This is a genomic window from Pararhizobium polonicum, from assembly GCF_001687365.1.
GTDB classification, from domain to species: domain Bacteria; phylum Pseudomonadota; class Alphaproteobacteria; order Rhizobiales; family Rhizobiaceae; genus Pararhizobium; species Pararhizobium polonicum.
Genome location: NZ_LGLV01000027.1, coordinates 1 through 19,535, shown reverse-complemented (window position 1 = coordinate 19,535; position 19,535 = coordinate 1). Strand labels below are relative to the sequence as shown.

20 protein-coding genes and 1 tRNA gene are annotated in these 19,535 nt (G+C 61.5%); 11 read left to right on the top strand and 10 right to left on the bottom strand.

Annotated features, from left to right (window positions below; genetic code table 11):
• Positions 1 to 85: 85 nt before the first annotated feature.
• Entirely contained in the window at positions 86 to 952 is an 867-nt protein-coding gene (locus ADU59_RS29120; protein WP_068959323.1) for a peptidylprolyl isomerase, read from the bottom strand.
• 294 nt (positions 953 to 1,246) lie between these two features.
• On the opposite strand from ADU59_RS29120, the gene secA reads away from it, so the two are divergent.
• The 3 genes from secA (at position 1,247) to ADU59_RS29100 (ending at position 7,122) form a co-directional block, all read left to right on the top strand.
• Positions 1,247 to 3,958: a preprotein translocase subunit SecA gene (gene secA, locus ADU59_RS29115; protein WP_068959322.1), complete on the top strand. Its 2,712-nt coding sequence runs from the start codon at positions 1,247 to 1,249 to the stop codon at positions 3,956 to 3,958.
• A 462-nt stretch (positions 3,959 to 4,420) separates the two neighbouring features.
• Complete coding sequence (locus ADU59_RS29105) at positions 4,421 to 5,842, top strand: lipopolysaccharide biosynthesis protein (RefSeq protein ID WP_068959318.1); 1,422 nt, start codon at positions 4,421 to 4,423, stop codon at positions 5,840 to 5,842.
• Positions 5,839 to 7,122: a GNAT family N-acetyltransferase gene (locus ADU59_RS29100; protein ID WP_068959316.1), complete on the top strand. Its 1,284-nt coding sequence runs from the start codon at positions 5,839 to 5,841 to the stop codon at positions 7,120 to 7,122. The genes ADU59_RS29105 and ADU59_RS29100 overlap by 4 nt, the downstream gene beginning before the upstream one ends.
• Before the next feature lie 8 nt (positions 7,123 to 7,130).
• On the opposite strand, the gene ADU59_RS29095 is transcribed toward ADU59_RS29100, so the two are convergent.
• A complete protein-coding gene (locus tag ADU59_RS29095; RefSeq protein ID WP_068959314.1) occupies positions 7,131 to 8,759 on the bottom strand; it encodes an AMP-binding protein in 1,629 nt (542 codons plus the stop codon).
• 163 nt (positions 8,760 to 8,922) lie between these two features.
• Between ADU59_RS29095 and ADU59_RS29090 the strand changes: the two genes are divergently transcribed.
• Positions 8,923 to 10,236: a calcium-binding protein gene (locus ADU59_RS29090; protein ID WP_068959312.1), complete on the top strand. Its 1,314-nt coding sequence runs from the start codon at positions 8,923 to 8,925 to the stop codon at positions 10,234 to 10,236.
• 61 nt (positions 10,237 to 10,297) lie between these two features.
• Here the strand turns inward: ADU59_RS29090 and ADU59_RS29085 are convergent, their stop codons facing one another.
• The 4 genes from ADU59_RS29085 to ADU59_RS29075 form a co-directional block, all read right to left on the bottom strand.
• Positions 10,298 to 10,522 (bottom strand): hypothetical protein, encoded by a 225-nt coding sequence (locus ADU59_RS29085; protein WP_068959310.1) that lies wholly within the window; start codon positions 10,520 to 10,522, stop codon positions 10,298 to 10,300.
• 241 nt (positions 10,523 to 10,763) lie between these two features.
• The gene (locus tag ADU59_RS29080; RefSeq protein ID WP_068959308.1) at positions 10,764 to 11,012 is read right to left on the bottom strand and encodes a hypothetical protein; all 249 of its coding nucleotides are present in this window, start codon (positions 11,010 to 11,012) and stop codon (positions 10,764 to 10,766) included.
• 117 nt (positions 11,013 to 11,129) lie between these two features.
• Entirely contained in the window at positions 11,130 to 11,270 is a 141-nt protein-coding gene (locus ADU59_RS30785) for a hypothetical protein (RefSeq protein WP_158515783.1), read from the bottom strand.
• Between the two features lie 178 nt (positions 11,271 to 11,448).
• Positions 11,449 to 11,533 (bottom strand) — tRNA-Leu (locus ADU59_RS29075).
• A gap of 177 nt (positions 11,534 to 11,710) precedes the next feature.
• Here ADU59_RS29075 and ADU59_RS29070 point away from each other — a divergent pair.
• Both ADU59_RS29070 and ADU59_RS29065 read left to right on the top strand, forming a co-directional pair.
• Positions 11,711 to 12,298: a YqaA family protein gene (locus ADU59_RS29070; protein ID WP_068959306.1), complete on the top strand. Its 588-nt coding sequence runs from the start codon at positions 11,711 to 11,713 to the stop codon at positions 12,296 to 12,298.
• Positions 12,299 to 12,306: 8 nt separating this feature from the next.
• On the top strand, positions 12,307 to 12,828 hold the full coding sequence (locus ADU59_RS29065) for a disulfide bond formation protein B (protein WP_068959304.1): 522 nt from the start codon (positions 12,307 to 12,309) through the stop codon (positions 12,826 to 12,828).
• Positions 12,829 to 13,387: 559 nt separating this feature from the next.
• Here the strand turns inward: ADU59_RS29065 and ADU59_RS29060 are convergent.
• The gene (locus tag ADU59_RS29060; RefSeq protein WP_062581620.1) at positions 13,388 to 13,945 is read right to left on the bottom strand and encodes an HNH endonuclease; all 558 of its coding nucleotides are present in this window, start codon (positions 13,943 to 13,945) and stop codon (positions 13,388 to 13,390) included.
• A 107-nt stretch (positions 13,946 to 14,052) separates the two neighbouring features.
• Positions 14,053 to 14,700 (bottom strand): DNA-3-methyladenine glycosylase family protein, encoded by a 648-nt coding sequence (locus ADU59_RS29055; protein ID WP_068959302.1) that lies wholly within the window; start codon positions 14,698 to 14,700, stop codon positions 14,053 to 14,055.
• A 114-nt stretch (positions 14,701 to 14,814) separates the two neighbouring features.
• Here ADU59_RS29055 and gluQRS point away from each other — a divergent pair, with 114 nt between their 5' ends.
• Positions 14,815 to 15,690, top strand: coding sequence for a tRNA glutamyl-Q(34) synthetase GluQRS (gene gluQRS, locus ADU59_RS29050; RefSeq protein WP_244506546.1), 876 nt, complete (start codon positions 14,815 to 14,817; stop codon positions 15,688 to 15,690).
• Here the strand turns inward: gluQRS and ADU59_RS29045 are convergent.
• Positions 15,685 to 16,617, bottom strand: coding sequence for a YihY/virulence factor BrkB family protein (locus ADU59_RS29045; RefSeq protein ID WP_068959298.1), 933 nt, complete (start codon positions 16,615 to 16,617; stop codon positions 15,685 to 15,687). The genes gluQRS and ADU59_RS29045 overlap by 6 nt on opposite strands.
• Before the next feature lie 93 nt (positions 16,618 to 16,710).
• Here ADU59_RS29045 and ADU59_RS29040 point away from each other — a divergent pair, with 93 nt between their 5' ends.
• From ADU59_RS29040 to ADU59_RS29025, 4 genes are read left to right on the top strand one after another with little or no spacing between them, the layout of a single operon-like run.
• The gene (locus ADU59_RS29040; protein ID WP_068959296.1) at positions 16,711 to 17,544 is read left to right on the top strand and encodes an SDR family oxidoreductase; all 834 of its coding nucleotides are present in this window, start codon (positions 16,711 to 16,713) and stop codon (positions 17,542 to 17,544) included.
• 23 nt (positions 17,545 to 17,567) lie between these two features.
• Positions 17,568 to 17,765, top strand: coding sequence for a twin transmembrane helix small protein (locus ADU59_RS29035; RefSeq protein WP_068959294.1), 198 nt, complete (start codon positions 17,568 to 17,570; stop codon positions 17,763 to 17,765).
• A gap of 3 nt (positions 17,766 to 17,768) precedes the next feature.
• Entirely contained in the window at positions 17,769 to 18,347 is a 579-nt protein-coding gene (locus tag ADU59_RS29030) for a cob(I)yrinic acid a,c-diamide adenosyltransferase (protein WP_068959292.1), read from the top strand.
• A 41-nt stretch (positions 18,348 to 18,388) separates the two neighbouring features.
• Positions 18,389 to 19,183: a rhomboid family intramembrane serine protease gene (locus tag ADU59_RS29025; RefSeq protein WP_068959290.1), complete on the top strand. Its 795-nt coding sequence runs from the start codon at positions 18,389 to 18,391 to the stop codon at positions 19,181 to 19,183.
• Between the two features lie 35 nt (positions 19,184 to 19,218).
• On the opposite strand, the gene ADU59_RS31045 is transcribed toward ADU59_RS29025, so the two are convergent.
• Positions 19,219 to 19,535: hypothetical protein (locus ADU59_RS31045; RefSeq protein ID WP_210183471.1), on the bottom strand; the 317-nt coding region annotated here is incomplete at its 5' end.

Sequence of the window (19,535 nt, the reverse complement as noted above, 5' to 3'; positions counted from 1 at the left end):
GCCTGACGCCCCCGGGACCTGTCTCGTTCACTTTACATCAGAAGGACATGACCGTTCGAAGACGAGCGGTCATGTCTGGATGATATCAGTTGGCGTTCTCGGCTTCCGCCTTGTTGGCCTCGTCATACGCCTTCTTCAGCGCCGGATCGGTGATATCGACGCCGGCATCCTTCTTGGCTGCGGCCAGAAGCTCGATGTACTTGTCGCGCATGACCAGCTGCTTGACCTGCGGCTCGACCTGTTCGAATGCCGGTGGCGGCTGCTGGCGCTTGTCTTCGAGCAGAATGACGTGGAAACCGAACTGGGTCTTCACCGGTGTCTCGGTGTACTTGCCCTTTTCCAGCTTGAAGGCGGCCTCGGAGAATTCGGGAACCATGCGGTCCTTGGTGAAATAACCCAAGTCGCCGCCGTCTGCCTTGTTCGGATCGGTCGACTTTTCCTTGGCAAGCGTCGCGAAGTCCTTGCCGGCATCGAGATCCTTGATGATCGCCTTGGCTTCTTCCTCGGTCTTGACGAGGATATGGCGGGCCTTGACCTCTTCCTGCGCCGGGATCTTGGCGATTTCTGCGTCGTAGCGCGCCTTGACCTCTTCCGGCTTCACCGCATCGACGACATGCTTCTTGAAGAAGGCGTTGTGCAGTTCGCGCTCGGTCAGATAGGCGATGCGCTTCTTGAAGTCTTCATCGTTCTGAAGGCCTTCCTTGTCGGCATCCGTGGCGAGAAGCTTGACATCGATCAGGCCCGAAAGAGCCGCGGCGCGCTTCTGGTCTTCCGGCAGCTGGGCAAGCTGCGGATCGAGACCGGTCAGCGCGAAGTCGAGCTCCGACTGGTGAATTTCCGCACCACCGACCTTGGCGATGACCGGATCGGCGGCATCCTGCGCCACTGCTGGGCCTTGGGCGGCCATGACAGCGATCAGGGCAACTGCCGCAAGCATTTTGTATTTCAGCATCCTCATACCTTCCACGCTGGTATCCGGAACCGTGGTCACGGCCGGCCTCAAAACGTTCCACATCATCAGATTGTGGCCGTTCTGTAGCCTCAGACCAAGGATCGATCACAGAAACCCACGAAATGCGGGCCCCTATCGTCGATCCTTGCGATCCGCGTCCCTCAACTCCCGTTGACATAATTCGACCCCCCTCTTATCTGTCACGCAACCTCGCGTCCAGAACAGTTCCGGGCGTTTCATAGTATTTCGCGGAAATGACCCGCGTTGGCGACATAGAAGAAAGGACCATTCCTTATGGTCAGTCTCGGCGGCCTCGCCCGCAAAATTTTCGGCTCATCCAATGACCGCCGTGTGCGTGGCTACAAGGCCAAGGTCGATGCCATCAATGCGCTTGAGACGGAAACCAAAGCGCTTTCCGATGAAGCGCTGGCTGCAAAGACCATCGAGTTCCGCCAGCAATATGCCAACGGCAAGACGCTCGACGATCTTCTGGTTCCGGCCTTCGCCGTCGTGCGCGAGGCCGCGCGCCGTGCGCTCGGCCTGCGCCCGTTCGACGTCCAGCTGATTGGCGGTATCATCCTGCATGAAAAATCGATCGCCGAAATGAAGACGGGCGAAGGCAAGACGCTGGTGGCGACGCTGCCGGTCTACCTCAACGCGATCGCCGGCCAGGGCGTGCATGTCGTCACCGTCAACGACTATCTCGCCACCCGCGACTCGGCGACGATGAACAAGATCTATTCCTTCCTCGGCATGACGACGGGCGTCATCGTCCACGGCCTGACCGACGACCAGCGCCGCGCGGCCTATGCCTGCGACGTCACCTATGCCACCAACAACGAACTCGGCTTCGACTATCTGCGCGACAACATGAAGTACGAGCGCAACCAGATGGTTCAGCGCGGCCACTTCTTTGCCATCGTCGACGAAGTGGACTCGATCCTCGTCGATGAGGCACGCACGCCGCTGATCATTTCCGGCCCGCTCGACGACCGCTCCGAGCTCTACAACACCATCGACCGGTTCATTCCGCTGCTGTCCGCCGAAGACTACGAGATCGACGAAAAGCAGCGCTCGGCCAACTTCTCCGAGGTCGGCACCGAGAAGCTCGAAAATCTGCTGCGCGAAGCCAACCTGCTGAAGGGCGAGACGCTCTACGACGTCGAGAACGTCGCGATCGTCCACCACGTCAACAACGCCCTGAAGGCGCACAAGCTGTTCCAGAAGGACAAGGACTATATCGTCCGCAACGACGAAATCGTCATCATCGACGAATTCACCGGCCGGATGATGCCGGGCCGCCGCTATTCGGAAGGCCAGCACCAGGCGCTCGAAGCCAAGGAAAAGGTCACCATCCAGCCGGAAAACCAGACGCTGGCCTCGGTCACCTTCCAGAACTATTTCCGCATGTACAAGAAGCTCGGCGGCATGACCGGTACGGCTTCGACCGAGGCGGAAGAATTCGGCAATATCTACGGCCTGGAAGTCGTCGAAGTGCCCACCAACCTGCCGATCAAGCGTATCGACGAGGACGACGAAGTCTACCGGACGGTGGAAGAGAAATACAAGGCGATCATCGCCGAGATTAAGGAATCGCAGGACCGCAAGCAGCCGGTTCTGGTCGGCACCACCTCGATCGAAAAATCCGAGCTTCTGGCAAAGATGCTCAAGGACGCCGGCTTTACCAATTTCCAGGTGCTGAACGCCCGCTACCACGAACAGGAAGCCTATATCGTCTCGCAGGCCGGCGTTCCGGGTGCCGTCACGATCGCCACCAACATGGCCGGCCGCGGTACCGACATCCAGCTCGGCGGCAACCTCGAAATGCGCATCGAGCGTGAACTCGGCGAGATGGAACACGGCCCCGAACGCGACGAGAAGGAAGCCGCGATCAAGGTCGAGGTCCAGCGCCTCAAGGACATCGCGCTGGCTGCCGGCGGTCTCTACGTTCTGGCGACGGAACGTCACGAAAGCCGCCGTATCGACAACCAGCTGCGCGGCCGTTCCGGCCGTCAGGGCGACCCGGGCCGCTCGAAATTCTTCCTGTCGCTGCAGGACGACCTGATGCGCATCTTCGGCTCCGACCGCATGGATTCGATGCTGACCAAGCTCGGCCTGAAAGAAGGCGAAGCGATCGTCCATCCGTGGATCAACAAGGCGCTCGAACGCGCCCAGAAGAAGGTCGAGGCCCGCAACTTCGACACCCGTAAAAACCTTCTGAAATACGACGACGTCCTGAACGACCAGCGCAAGGTGATCTTCGAGCAGCGTATCGAGATGATGGATGCGACCGACATCTCCGAGACCGTCGCGGACATGCGCCACGAGGTCATCGAGGACATCGTCGCCAAGCGCATTCCGGAAAAGGCCTATGCCGAACAGTGGGATGCCGTGGGCCTCAAGACCGACGCGCAGAACTCGCTCAATCTCGACCTGCCGATCGTCGAATGGGCAGCCGAGGAAGGCATCGACGAAAACGATATCCGCGAGCGCATCACCGCCGAGGCCGACAAGGCAGCAGCAGACCGCGCCGAGCGTTTCGGTGCCGATATCATGCTCTATGTCGAACGCTCCGTGGTGCTGCAGACGCTCGACCATCTCTGGCGCGAGCATATCGTCAACCTCGACCATCTGCGTTCCGTCATCGGCTTCCGCGGCTACGCCCAGCGCGATCCGCTGCAGGAATACAAGTCGGAAGCCTTCGAACTCTTCCAGGCCCTGCTGGCGAACCTCCGCCAGGCCGTGACGGCACAGCTGATGCGTGTCGAACTGGTGCGCGAAGCCGCCGAAGCGCCGCAGCCGGTGCCGCCGGAAATGATCGGTCACCACATCGATCCGGACACAGGCGTCGACGACTTTGCAGACACCGTCAACCTCAACTTCGTCGAGCCGGAAAACCGCAATCCGCAGGATCCGTCGAGCTGGGGCAAGGTCGCCCGCAACGAAGCCTGCCCTTGCGGCTCGGGCAAGAAGTACAAGCACTGCCACGGTGCGTTCGAGGCGTAACTCGCCCGGCGCTTGATTTTTGTAGGGCAGAAGGCTTATTTTTGAAGTGGCAGACGGGATTGCAGTCCCGTCTGCCTTGGACTTACCTAGCGATATTGACCCGGACGGCTATTGACCAGCCAGTCCGGGTTTTCCGCATCATAAGCGTGATGCTAAATGGCTTTTGCCACATAGAACACCTCCAGATTCGACAGCAAGGCCGTTGCCTCGGCCGGGGAGCCCGTCTTCCCAGCCGCGTTAGCTGGCCGGTTGCGCTGGCTGGTGCCGCGCATGCTGCTTCTGCCACCGAATGCAACCGACAATAGCATATCGATTGCCGTTGTCAGCAGGCACTGGGCGACAACGAGCCGCACCTTTTCGATAGCAAAACCACGTTTCCGGCGGCTGCCCTCCACCCTTTGTTAACGCTGTTCTGTCAAGACTGACATCCTGTTTTGCGTAGTTTCGGGTACACCCTTGTTGATGGCAGCATGTCAAACGGCTGGTCGAATTTTGCCGCCCGCATTGCGGGACCGGCTGGCGCCGCTGCTTGAGAAGCTCATTCCCGTTCTGACCAGCAGCGACCCCAGGCATATGGCCCAGCGCATGGCGCTCGTCGCCTTTGCCATCCGCGTCGTCAGCGCCGCCATCGCCTTCGTGTCGCAGATCATCCTCGCCCGTGTCATGGGTGAGTTCGAATACGGCATCTTCGTCTTCGTCTGGGTGCTGGTGGTGCTCTTCGGCAACCTCTCCTGCCTCGGTTTCCACACCGCGATCATCCGCTTCCTGCCGCAATACCATGCCCGCGACGCCCTGGCGGAAATCCGCGGGATGACGACGACGGTCCGCATTTTCGCGCTCGTTTCCGCCACAGCGCTTGCCGCCATCGGCATCGGCGGCCTCTGGCTGTTCGGCGACTGGATCGAAGGCTATTATCTGGTGCCGCTCTATCTCGGCGTCTTCTCGCTGCCGATGATCGCGCTCGGCGATGTCATGGACGGAACGTCGCGCGCCCATAGCTGGGCCGTCTCGGCGATGAGCCCGACCTATATCGTCCGGCCGGTGCTGATCCTTGTCCTGATGATGCTGGCGGTCGCGATCGGCGAGCCGCATACGGCGCAAACGGCGATGATCGCCGCCATGGCGGCGACCTACCTGACCAGCGTCAGCCAGTTCTTCATCCTGACCTGGCGGTTGCGCCGGCGCTACGTCAAGGGCCCGAGCCGCATCGAGTTCGGCACCTGGTTCCGCGTCGCGCTGCCGATCTTCCTGATCGAGGGCTTCGGCTTCATGCTGACCAATTCCGATGTCGTCATCGTCGGGCTCTACCTCGATCCGGCCAGCGTCGCGATCTATTTCGCCGCCGCCAAGACCATGGCGCTCGTCCATTTCGTGATGTTCTCGGTCAAGGCCGCCGCCTCCCCGCGCTTTTCCGCCGCCATGGCCAATCCGGACCGCCAGCAGCTCGCCGTCATCGCCATCGAAAGCGCCAAATGGGCGTTCTGGCCGTCGCTCGTGGTCGGCCTGCTGGTCCTTGCCTGCGGCTCGTTCCTCCTGTCGCTGTTCGGCCCGGCCTTCACTTCCGGCTATTCGCTGATGGCGATCCTGTTTGCCGGCATCATGGCCAAGGCGCTGGTCGGCCCGGCGGAAGCCTTCCTCACCATGGCCGGCCGGCAGAAGCTCTGTGTCGCGCTCTATGCCGTAGCCCTCGTTTGCAATCTGGTGCTCAACGTCACGATGATCCCGATATTCGGACTGACCGGCGCGGCAATGGCCACAGCCGGCGCCATGTTCGTCGAAGCCATCCTTCTTCATGTCGCGGTGCGCCGCACCTTCGGCATCGTTCTCTTCGCCTTCGCCGACCCGCATGCCAGAACCATCAAAGCAGAGGCACCCCGCCCATGACCGGTAATCCGCACTTTCCAGACGACGCCAACAGCCGGTCGGCACGCATCCTCGGCGGCCTCGTTCAGCCGGCGCCAGAGCGGCCTGTCGCCGACAACACCATCGCCATCGGCCGCCCGGGCCGGCAGTTCTGCCTTTATCCGGCCGGCCAGGGCTATGAATTGCAGACCGAGCTGGATTTCCTCTCCAACCGGGCGATGGAGCCAAACGTCTTCTTCACCGGCCGCTTTCTCGCTCCGGCCATGCCGCGCCTGGAAGACCGCATCATCCGCCTGGCGCTGATCCGCGACAATGACGAGCGGCGCAGCCGCATCCGCTTCCTGATGCCGTTTTCGATCGAGAAGCCGGGCTTTTCCATCGGCACGCCGATCATCCGTGCCTGGTCCAATCCATTCGGACCGCTGGGTGTCCCCCTGCTCGATGCCGAGGACGCGGCCGAAACCATCGACAATCTCTACGAGGCCTTCACCGCCCCGTCGGTCGGCCTGCCGGGCGTGCTCGTGCTTCCCGATATCCGCCTCAAGGGCAAGTTCGCACAGCTGGCCCGCGCCGTCGCCATCGGCCGCAATCTGCCGCTGACGGTAACCGACACCTATACCCGGCCGATGCTGGAAAGCCTGGAGGACGGGCAGACCTACCTGCGCCACGCCATCAGCCCGGGGCACCTGCGCGAATTGCGCCGCCAATGGGCCCTGCTGGAAAAGATTGCGCCTGTATCCTACAACGTTGCCCGCCAGCCGGCCGATGTCCGTGTCCGCATGGAAGAGTTCCTGGCGCTGGAAGCCGCCGGCTGGAAGGGCCGCCAGCGCACCGCCATGGTGCTCGACCGCTACCGCGCCGCCTTCGCCCGCGAGGCGATCACCAACCTTGCCCAAGCCGACAGCGTGCGCATCCACACGCTGGATCTCAACGGCACCGCGATCGCCTCGATGATCGTGCTGATGATGGCGGGTGAGGCCTATACCTGGAAGACGGCCTATGACGAGCACTATGCCAGATATTCGCCCGGCAAGCTGCTGTTGGCGGAACTGACGGAATGGCATCTCGACGATGCCAATATCGTGCGCTCCGACAGCTGCGCCGTGCCCGACCACCCGGTGATGAGCCGGTTCTGGGAGGAACGCGAGGACATGGGCACGCTGGTGATCGGCCTTCACCAGAACCGTGACCGTGACGTGCGCCAGGTAGCGGCCCAGCTGCATCTCTACCGCAACACCCGCAACATGGCCCGGCTGCTGCGTGAAAAGATCCGCTCGCTGGCGCCACGCGCGCGGCGATAGGCAAGCGTTCAGCCCTCCGCGATCGCCCTGTCGCGCAGGATGCGACGGATGACCTTGCCGGAGGTGGTCAGCGGCAGGCTGTCGAGAAATGCGATCTCGCGCGGATATTCGTGCATTGACAGCCGGGTCTTGACCCAATTGCGGATATCGGCTTCCAGCGCCGGCCCGGCCTGATAGCCCGGCTTCAGCACCACATAGGCCTTGACGATCTCGGTGCGCACCGGATCGGGCTTGCCGATGGCGGCAGCCAGCTGAACGGCGGGATGCCCGGCCAGACAGTCCTCGATCTCGCCCGGGCCGATGCGGTAACCCGATGAGGTGATGACATCGTCGTCGCGCCCGAAGAAGGTGATGTAGCCCTCTTCGTCCTCAACGCCCTGATCGCCCGTGGTCATCCAGTCGCCGATGAACTTTGCCGCCGTTGCCGCCTCGTTCTTCCAATAGCCGAGGAACATCACCGGATCCGGGCGGCGCACGGCGACCTGGCCGACAGTGCCGGCGGGCAGTACCCGGCCCTCGCTGTCGATGATCGAAACATCATGGCCCGGCGCCGGTTTGCCCATCGAGCCGGGCTTCAGCACGCCGAGATTGGCAGCCGACGACAACACGATGTTGCATTCCGTCTGGCCGTAGAATTCGTTCACCGGCACGCCGAACGCTTGGCTCGCCTGCTCCCAGGTTTCGCGCCCGAGCGCCTCGCCGGCCGAGCCGATCGTCCGCAGATTGAGCCTGTAGAGCGAGCGGGGATTGTCGACCGACTTCATCAGCCGCAGCGCCGTCGGCGGGATGAAGGCGTTGCGCACGTCCATCTCCTCCAGAATGCGGAACGCCATATGCGGATCGAACTTCTGGCCGGGCGAGGACACCACGGGAACGCCGAGCAGCAGCGACGGCAGGAGCGCATTCAAGAGCCCGCCCGCCCAGGCCCAGTCGGCCGGCGTCCACATCCGGTCGCCCGGCTGCGGCAGGAAGGCATGATGGAACTGGAAGCCGGGAATATGGCCGAGCAGTACCCGATGCCCATGCAGCGCGCCCTTCGGCGGTCCCGTCGTGCCCGAGGTGTAGATCATCATCGCCGGATCGTCCGGCGTGGTATCGGCAGCCGTGAAACCGGGCGCGTGGCCTTCCGCAAGCGCTGCAAAGGCGATCGTGTCCGGTGCCTCACCATCCACCAGGACGACGGATTTCAGCTCCGGCAACTGGCCGCGGATTTCAGCGATTTTCTCATGGCCGAAACGATTGGTGACGATGGCCGCCGCGCCGGCATCGCGCAGCCGGTATTCCAGCGCCTCGACCCCGAACAGCAGGGCCAGCGGCAGGGCGATGGCACCGAGCTTGTAGATGCCAGCATGGGCGATCGCGGTCTCGAAGCTCTGCGGCAGAAGAATCGCAACCCGGTCCCCGGGTCTGACACCCTGCTCCAGAAGCCCCTGCGCGAAGGAAGATGATCGCGTGGCAAAAGCACCGTAGGTCAGCGACAAATGTGCGCCATCCGGGCTGAAATGCTGCAGGCAGACCCGCTCCGGCTCGCGCGCGGCCCAGACGTCGCTGACGGCCGTGCCGATATTGAACTTTTCCGGAATCTGCCAGCGGAAGTCCCGTCGAAGATTGTCATAGGTATCGCTGATCGGAAGCATCTGCCCGCCGGAGAAATTTCGCTGCGCTGCAGCTAACACTTCTGTGGGAGAGACTTCAACTGCGGATGGAGAACCATGCTTTTTCAGTTGCGCGCCACCAGCACAAGTATTATTAAATAATAATAAAGTAATTTATAATTTTTTTAAGCGGGAGGCTTCTTTCATGGCAACGTTTACGTCATTTTTTCCCGGCGGTGTAAATCCGGATCACTATACGCCGCCCCTGCCGGATTTCGACTATATGCCCTTTTTCGACGAAATTGTCCGGCTCGATCAGGCAACCCGGGTCGGGACACCGACCGCGACAGCGGTCAATTTCAACCTTTCCAACGGATTGAAGCTCAAGATCGTCGGCACCGGTTTCCAGTTCGATTCGAACGGCGACCCGACCGGCGGGACGATTACGGCCTTCGAGGTCTATCTCAACAACGGCACGACGAAAATGCAGACGCTGACCGGATTGAACCTCTCGCTCGAGAGCTTCGACAACGCCAGCACAGCCTATGACCAGTTCGCAATGGCGCAGTTCCTGATGCGCGGAAACGACATCCTCAAGGGCAGCGCCGGCGATCAGGACCTCAACGGCTATGGTGGAAACGACACGATCATCGGCGGCTCAGGCGGCGATTTTGTCCATGGCGGCGAAGGCAAGGACACCTATGACGGCAATGCCGGTTTCGATATGCTCGGTTTTGACGATGCCTATTATACGCCGTCGGCTTATCGCGGCATCAATCTGGACGCCACCACCGGAACGGTCATCGACCCGTGGGGCAACAGCGAGACCTTCACCGAGTTCGAACAATTCCGCGGGACGCAATTTGCCGATGCCTTTAAAGGCTCAGGTGCCGATGAAGCCTTCATGGGGCTCGGCGGGCGCGACACGATCGACGGTGGCGGCGGTGTCGATTTGGCCCTGTATTATCGCGATGCCCGGCGCGGCGGCACAGGCAACGTGACCGTCAACCTGGAGACAGGCAAGGCGATCGACGGTTTTGGAAAGACCGATACACTGATCAGCATCGAAGGTGCCCGCACCGGCGATGGCGCCGACAAGCTGACCGGCAATGCAGCCGCCAACTTTTTCAGAGCAGGCGGAGGCAACGATATCCTGGCCGGCGGCCTCGGCAACGACACCCTGTCCGGCGAGGCCGGCAAGGATATCTTCCTGTTCAACACCAAGCTCAGCGCTTCGACCAATGTCGATACCATCGGCGATTTCAATGTCGCCGACGACACGATCCGCCTCGACAACGCAATCTTCACAAAAATCACCGGCACCGGGACACTGACGGCAGCGCAATTCTACAAAAGCGCGGCCGGTGTCGCCCATGACGCGTCCGATCGCATCATCTACGAGACCGATACCGGAAAACTGTTCTACGACAGCAATGGCGATGCCGCCGGCGGATCCGTGCATTTCGCAACGATCGGAGCGAACCTTGCCCTGACAGCCGCCGATTTCGTCATCGTCTGATCGAACGGACGCGGCTTTGAAGCGTGGCTCCTTCGCTACGGTGCATGACAGGAGCCATGCTTCAGGACGAAAAAACCACCTCGCGGCCATCCCGCTCGCTCAGTGCGCCCAAAAGCGCATCCTGCGTTCTGTAGCCTGCGAAGAACAGATCGATCACGACACCGGCGGCTCTGACGCCCTCCTGGCTGCGCAGACGCACGCCCCGCTCGGCGCACCACGAAAACAGGGCGCCGGACAAGGCTTCGACATCATCGGAAATGACGCAAGACGCAGGAGACTGGGACATGCTCGACTTTCCTTCTATGACGATTGGGGCCTTATGTGCCGATTGGGGATTGATCTGTCCCAGACTGGTCATCGACGGCAATTTTTGCAATCGCGGTGCGGATTAGCGGTTAATATCCCGCTGAAGCTGTGCCGAATTGGTGCAACTCGGCTTTCCGTCCCCCACGGATCACATCTATTGATTGCCTTCCCATCCAGAGCGCTGCGCCCCGCGCGCAATTCTTCCGCCATGCCTCGAGGCGTCAGCGACCGGCTTTTGGCCGCAAGGCTTCGATCAGGGACCGGACTTTCCCGGTCGCATAGACCACGTCCTCGCGCGGCAGGTGCACGGTGATCTCGACATCCTTCCAGCCGGCACCGTTTTCCCGCGCATGGATCACGGCGGCCGGCAGCGACGGCAGAACGACCGCCGGGGTGTCGGCGATCCAGAACTGGACGGAGCACTCGGCATCCGCATAGTTGGTCAGCGCTTTGATGGGATCGAAGGCCATATGCTTCTCCTGTGATGTCCCGGATGCAAATCAGACATCGGCCATCCGCGCAAGTCCGGCTCCCACGACGGCGCGGATAAACGCACCGGAATGCCAGCCGGTCAAAACCGGCGGATGTCAGCCCCGCGCCTTCCCGTCGCCATCAGCGTCGTCAGTATTGTCCTCGTCCGGGGTCTCGGTCGTATAGTATCCGTCGGCCGATGCACCCGCGTCCGATGTGACACGGGCAAAGAAGACAAGGCCAAACAAGACGGCCATTATGATTCTTGCAACCAGCATTTGAGATCCTCCCGCCCCGTTTGCCGAGCGTAGTTGGACTCCAACCGATACACAAGAACATCATCGCAACCCTGCCGGGTTTGCGGCACACGCAGGAATCCGCTGATGGAAGAGTTACTGAACCTGCAGGCGGCAACGCAACGATGTTGTGGGGAAGTGGTGCCCCGTGCCGGAATCGAACCAGCACTCCTCTCGGAACCTGATTTTGAGTCAGGCGCGTCTACCAATTCCGCCAACGGGGCACGGATACCTTTCGGGGTAGCAAAATGCGTTTACACGAACCGTTTCGCGCCGGTCAACCGCGATTTTGAATATCGCTGGCCGGGAATCACAAAACTGTGCGGTTCGCATTTGCAGCAAATCGTTTACAGCACCGGCAATCCTGCCTAAAAGGCTTGGACCTCAACTGGAAAGTCCGCATGCTCCGACGCCTTTACGACTGGACAATGTCGCTTGCCGCCCGCAAATCCGCCGAAGTCTGGCTGGCCGTTATCGCTTTCGTCGAGAGCTCCGTCTTCCTCGTTCCGGCCGACGTGCTGTTCCTGCCGATGGCGCTGGCACGGCCCGAGCGCGCCTGGCGCTATGCCCTCGTGGCAACCGTCGCCTCGGTGCTCGGCGGCATCGCCGGCTGGTATATCGGCCACTATGCCTTCGAGACGCTGGCCAGACCCATCCTGGATTTCTACGGCAAGCTCGACGCCTTCGAGGCGATGAAGGCGTCGGTCGGCTATGAAATGCTGGTGCTGCTGCTCATCACCTCGGGCCTGGCGCATCTGCCGCCGATCAAGGTGGTGACCATCCTTGCCGGCGCCGCCAGCATCAATCTCGGCCTGTTCATCATCACGGCGATCGTCGCCCGCGGCGCCCGCTTCTTCCTGCTCGCCTGGCTGTTGCGCCGCTATGGCGAGGAAATCCGCGATTTCATCGAAAAGCGGCTGGGCATGCTGGCAGCCGGCGTTGCAGGTCTGCTGATCGCCATGTTCGTCGCCTACCGTCTGCTTGCCTGATAATTCCGATGGAGCCTTCCTTGAGCGACAGCCCGACACAGCCTGCCCGCGGCCTCCTGCCGTCCCTGCTTGCCACGCTCGGCATGACCGGAACCGTCGGCGGCGCGCTCGCCTTCGAGCATATCGGCGGCTATATTCCCTGCGCTCTCTGCCTGATGCAGCGCACGCCCTACTACTGGGGTATCCCGATCGGCATCGTCGCCATCGCCACCTCCGTCTTCAAGCTGCCGGCCTGGACCACCCGCACGCTGCTTCTCGTCATCGGCATCCTGATGCTGGTGGGGGCCGGGCTTGGCATCTATCACGCCGGCGTCGAATGGCATTTCTGGCCAGGGCCCGCGACCTGCGCAACTTCGGCATCCGGCGTTTCCACCAATGTCGGCGACCTGCTCGGCGATCTCGACAGCAAGCACGGGCCCTCCTGCACGGATGCGGCGCTGCGCGTGCTGGGGCTTTCGTTTGCGGGGTGGAATGTGATTGCGAGTTTGATTTTGGCTGGTATTGCGCTGCGGGGTGCTGCGAAGGCGTAAAATCGTCGGCAGCTATTTCGTTTGCTCATTCTGCATGGCCAACGCCCCGCACCTCAAGATCTTCTGCGGGGTTTAGCAGGACGAAGTTGTGCAATCAGCGAATACGATCAAAAACGCGACGACGGTGAATATTCCCACGACGGTAGCGATAGCGGCGACGGCAACGAAGCTCACGACAAACATGCCGAAGCGTGCCAAGCCGCGTCGAACTGCCTGCTGCTGTGGTTGCTGCTGGTTGCCAGACATTCGGTATTACTCCCACAGAACCGAATTCAATTCTGGTCACAGGACAATGGGGCCTCTGGAAATACTGTCCTTGGGTCTCTCGAATCATCAAAGGCCCGCTGGCAGAGCGCGCGACCGGCATCCGTCCAGCGCCCGAAGGTACGGCCGACAATGACTTTTTCCATATATCCGAATTCCGAGGATGCCTCCCCTCATAACTGGGAGAAGACATCCAGCACTACGGATGTAAGTTGGCACTTGCCGGCCAACGGCCCGCGCCGCAGCAAAATCCGCGATCGCGAGCGGCGGTTTCTACGCAAACATTGACCGTCCGTTACGGCTGCAGTTCCACATCCCAATACAGATAGTCCATCCAGCTTTCATGCAGATGGTTGGGCGGAAACAGCCGGCCGTTGTTGTGCAGGTCCTGCACCGTCGGGTGGAACGGCTTCTGGTGCGGGAACATGCCGGCCTGGCGCGGCAGCTTGCCGCCCTTGCGCAGATTGCACGGCGAGCAGGCGGCCACGACATTTTCCCATGTGGTCTGGCCGCCGCAGCAGCGCGGGATCACATGGTCGAAGGTCAGATCGTCGGGCGAGCCGCAATACTGGCATTCGAACCGGTCACGCAGGAACACGTTGAACCGGGTGAAGGCCGGATGGCGGGACGGCTGCACGTAGCTTTTCAGGCAGACGACACTTGGCAGGCGCATGGAGAAGCTGGGGGAAGAGACCTGATGATCGTATTCGGCCAGGATATGCACACGGTCTAGGAAAACGGCCTTGATCGCGTCCTGCCAGGACCACAGCGACAAGGGGTAATAACTCAGCGGCCTATAGTCAGCGTTCAGCACGAGCGCTGGTAGGCCGTGTGGTGAGACTGCAATCGTCAAGCCAGTATACTCCTGCTCGATTCGGCACCTGCACTTCTATATTAGGCCCGTTGCGTCAGGATTGTGAAGCCAAAAGGAAAAAGGAAACAAAAGATTCGCTTTTTGGCTTACGAAGCGACCGGCAGGCCGTCCCGGCGCATTTGCGTGGCATAATAGGCCCAGAACAGCCGGGCGGCGATGCTGCGCCACGGCGCCCAGAGTTCGGTCAGCGAATCGAGTTCGCGGGCGGAAGGGCGCACCTCCAGCATCAGCGCATGGCCGACGGCATTCTGCAGCGCCACATCGCCGACCGGAAAGACATCCGGATGGCCGGCGCAAAACAGCAGATAGACCTCCGCCGTCCAGCGACCGACACCCTTGATGGCGGTCATTTCGCGGATCGCCGCACTGCCCTCGATGGAACAGATCGCCTCCAGATCGAGCTCGCCGGCAATGACCGCGCGGGCCACCCGCCGCAGCGTATCGGCCTTGGCCCGCGACAGGCCGAGCAGGCGGCAATCGTCATCCGACATCGCCGTCACGCTATCGGCATTGATCTCGCCAAGCGCCGTTTCCATGCGTCCCCAGATGGCGGCGGCGCTCGCCTTCGAGACCATCTGCGAGACGATGATGTTGGCGATGCCGCGATAGCCCGGATCGGCGCGGCGCAACGGCACCGGTCCTGCCCTCGCCACCACCGGCTCCAGCCGCGCATCGAGCATCACCAGCCCACTCAAGCCGGCGCTGATATCCTCATGCGTGCGGATGATCCGCATCTCCAGTCCTCCAGCGCAGCATCGGCGTCCGGCCCGCATGTGGACGAAGCGAATGGGGCGAAACCAATGGCCGGACGCGCGCTTCCGTGCCAAGAAGAAACTATGAACAAAACTATGGCAAAACAACCGGTGTTCCGGTTTGCACCCAGCCCCAACGGCCAGCTTCATCTCGGCCATGCGCTGTCGGCTCTTCTCAACCATGCCATGGCGAAAGTGCAAGGCGGCCGCCTCCTGCTGCGGATCGAGGATATCGACATCGCCCGCTGCACGCCCGCGTTCGAGGCGGGCATTGTCGAGGATCTGGAATGGCTCGGGCTCGATTGGGAAAAACCGGCAAGACGGCAATCGGAGCATCTCGATCTCTACCGGCAAGCCCTCGGCAAACTGATCGACCGGGGTCTGGTCTATCCCGCCTTCCTGACCCGCGGGGCAATCAAGACGGCCGTTGCGGAATATGAGGCAAAGGGCAAAAGCTGGCCGCGCGATCCGGACGGAGCGCCGCTCTACCCCGGCGAGGAACGCAAGCTCTCGGCGGCGGCCCGCCAACGGATGCTGGCCGGCGGCAAGCCGCATGCGTGGCGGCTGGACATGGCCAAGGCTCTGGCAGAGCTAAATGCGCCGCTGACATGGCAGGAAACCGGCGCCGGTCCGAACGGCGAAACAGGAACGATCACCGCCGATCCGGCAGCCTGGGGCGATGTCGTGCTGTCGCGCTCGGACGCACCGTCGAGCTATCATCTGGCGGTGACGCTGGACGATGCGCAGCAAGAGGTGACGCATGTGGTGCGCGGGCACGATCTCTTTCATGCGACCTCGGTGCACCGGCTGCTGCAAAGACTGCTTGACCTTCCCCAGCCGGTCTATCACCACCACCGCCTGATCCTTGGATCCGACGGCCGCAAACTGTCAAAGAGCAACCGCGACACCGGCATCGCCGCGTTCAGGGAAGCGGGAAAGACGCCGGACGATATCCGCGCAATGGTCCTATAGGGCCTTTTCCCTCGGGGCTTCGGTCTCGCCCGGCATCTCCGCCGCCTTGGCCTCATCGTCCTTCGCCCCCCTGAAGCTGCGGATCACCATGCGCTTCACCTTGTATTTCATGACCGCCGCGTTGATCTCGGCGCCGAGGATGAAGATGACGCCGACGATATAGAGGAAGACCAGCGCGATCATGATCGAGGCGAGCCCCGCATAGGTCGAGACGTAATTGGCGAAGGTGGCAAGGTAGGAGGCAAAGACATAGGCACCGATCGACCAGGCGGTCAGCGTCAGGATGATGCCCGGCAGCACATCCATGATCTTGCGGCGGCCGTCCGGCAGCCAGAGATGGCTGACGATCAGGCCGCTGGTCAGCATGACGAAGACGCCGACGAGGCTCCAGCTGTCGATCATGGTGAGAAGCGTGTTGAACCAGGGCAGATAGGTCCCGGCATAGCGGATGGCGAGCGGCACGGCGACAAGCAGAAGGCTGACGATCACCAGCACCAGCACGCCGGCCAGCACGAAACCGAGGCTGGCGACACGCGTCTTGTACCAGGGCCGGCTCTCGGCGACGCGGTAGGCGCGGTTGAGCGAAACACGCAGCGCCTCGACGCCATTGGAGGCGAAATAGGCGGCGGCCAGAACCGATATCGTCAGCAACCCACCCCGCGGGATGGTCAAGACCCGCACGACTTCATCGGAAATCGGCTTGGCGATCGATTCAGGCCAGGTGTCGAAGATGAAATGCACCGCCGTCGTCGCAAACTGGTCGGCGCCGAGAAAGCTGCCGAGCGCCGTGCCGAAGATCAGGAAGGGGAAGATTGCCAAAAGGGTCGACAGCGCCACATGGCTCGCCATCGCCCAGCCGTCGTCCTCGCTGAAATGCCAGACGGCATCGAAGACGACCTTCCAGGCTATGCGAATGAAGGCCGGCATTCTCTCTCCAATGATTCCCGTGACTGTCTGCGATTGTAACCCGTTCCTGAATATGGGAAACCGGGCGGCAATTTCTACAGGAAACCACCCACAATGACCGACCGTCCCTCGATAATCGTCACCGGCTGCTCCTCCGGCATCGGCGCCTGGTGCGCCCGCGCACTGGCCAGGGACGGATGGCGGGTGTTTGCCACCGTCCGGCGCGCAGAGGATCTGGAGCCGCTGGAAAACGACGGCATCGAAGCGTTCCTGATGGATTACACCCAACCGGACAGCATCGCCAATCTCGTCAGTGAGGTTTTTGCCCGCACCGGCGGCAGGCTGGATGCACTGTTCAACAATGGTGCCTATGGCCAGCCGGGCGCGGTCGAGGACCTGCCGGTGGAAGCCTTGCGCCTGCAGCTGGAAACCAATGTCATCGGCTGGCACGATCTGACGCGCCGCGTCATCCCGGCGATGCGGGCACAGGGCCACGGACGGATCGTGCAATGCTCATCCATCCTCGGCATTGTTCCCTATAAGTGGCGCGGGGCGTACAATGCCTCGAAATTCGCGCTCGAAGGCCTGACGCTGACCATGCGCATGGAGCTTGCAGGCAGCGGCATCGAGGTCAGCCTCATCGAGCCCGGACCGATCGCGTCGCGCTTCACCGCCAATGCGGTCACCTATATCGAGCGCTTCATCGACCTGAAGGGATCGGTGCATGCGCAGGAATACGAACGGCAGATGCGGCGGCTGAAGGGCGAGAGCGGCCCTTCCAGAGGCAAGCTCGAGCCCGACGCGGTCTACACTGCGCTGAAACGCGCCTTGACCGCGAAGAAGCCGAAGCCGCATTACATCGTCACGCAACCGGCCAAACAGGGCGCGCTTTTGAAGAAACTGCTTCCGGCCGGGCTGTTCTATCGTTTTATCGGCCGCCTCGGCTGAGCTGAAAGGCAAGGATAAGTCACATGCACAGTTTTCTCACCGGTTTGACATTGCTCGTCATGGGCCTTGTCGTCATCGTCCTCATTCGCGGCCTGATCACCATGGCCAAGGGCGGCGATGGCAACACGTCCAACAAGCTGATGCAGGCGCGCGTGTTCCTGCAGGCCGTCGCGATCCTGCTGATCATGCTGACGCTGTGGATCACCGGCGGCGGGCGCTGACGCATGGTCAAGCTCAACAAGATCTACACCAGGACCGGCGACGACGGCACCACGGGGCTGGCGGCCGGGCCGCGCCGCCTGAAGAGCGATCTGCGGGTCGAAGCCTATGGCACGATCGACGAAGCCAACTCCTTCATCGGACTGGCGCGCCAATATACGGCGGAATTCGAGACGCTCGATGCGATGCTGATGCGCATTCAGAACGACCTGTTCGACCTCGGCGCCGATCTTTCGACACCGGATACCGGCGAGACGCTCGCCTACGAGCCGCTGCGCATCATCGCCGCGCAGGTGACGCGGCTGGAGACGGAGATCGACAGCCTGAACGCCGACCTCGACCCGCTGCGCTCCTTCGTCCTGCCCGGCGGCAGCGGTGCCGCGGCAACGCTGCATATCGCCCGCACGGTGGTGCGGCGAGCCGAGCGGCAGATGGTGGAGCTGGCCCGGATAGACGGTGAAACCGTCAGTCCGCAGGCACTGGAATATGTCAACCGGCTCTCCGATTTCCTCTTCGTCGCCGCCCGCTGGACGAACGGCAAGGGACAATCCGATGTGCTTTGGGTTCCGGGGAAAAACAGGTAAGCTTGGGCCGTATCGCCGTTTTCTAAGGGACAGACGCGCCTATGTTCATACCGCTGCACGACGCGAATTCCCTGAAATACATCAAGGTCCAGTATGTCACCATCAGCCTGATCGTCCTCAACACACTGATCTGGCTGATCACCGGGCCGCTTCTGGTGCCGGAGGATGTTTCCAACGCCGCGACGATGGGGCTGGGCTATATTCCCGCCATCGCCTTCGATTATGCCCATCTGGCGCCGAACCTCGTGCTGGTTCCCGATGAGGCGACCTACCTCACCTATTCCTTCCTGCATGGCGATTTCTGGCATCTCGCCGGCAACATGATCTTTCTCTGGGTGTTCGGTGACAATGTCGAAGATGCGCTCGGGCACATACGCTTCCTGATCTTCTATCTTCTCTGCGCGGCTGCCGGTGCGCTGATGCATGGCCTGATCAACACAGCCTCCCAGGCGCCACTGATCGGCGCGTCAGGTGCCATTTCCGGTGTCGTCGCCGCCTACTTCCTCTTGCACCCGAAGGTGCGCGTCTGGGTGCTGGTGCTGTTCCGCATCCCGCTGCCGCTGCCCGCCTTCATTCCGCTGGCCTTCTGGATCGGCCAGCAATTCTTCATGCTGGTCGCCGATCCGGAAAGCGGCGTCTCCTGGGGGGCGCATGTCGGCGGCATCATTGCGGGTCTCGTGCTGGTTGTCATTTTGCGACGCCGGAATGTGCCGCTGTTTGACCGGACCATCGTTACCCCCCGCGCCGTGCGGCATGTGGAAGCAACCGTTGCAGCCGCGCCTATCCCGGCTATCGTAAATCCCGGCAAGTCAAGCCCCTGGGGTAGACAGTCCTGATCCGCCTCCCGCAGCCCTTTGGGACAACGATATTGTCATTCAAAACAGATCGTTAACGGCCGGGCGGAAAAGACCACAAACAGAGCGGCGGCAGGCGGCGTTTGTTCGTTCGAGAATTTATTATTGACGTGCACGTAAACGTAAGTATTTTCCCATGATAATCTCGCCATCACCGAACGGGCAAAGATTGTAATTGGGAAAAAAACGCGTATCGATGTCGCCAACCGACAATCAGGCTGCTTTGTTAAAGCGCATTTTCTCGCAAACGTTTTGTAAGGAAGGACATCATGAAAGTTCTGGTCACCGTCAAGCGGGTCGTCGATTACAACGTGAAGATCCGGGTCAAGCCGGA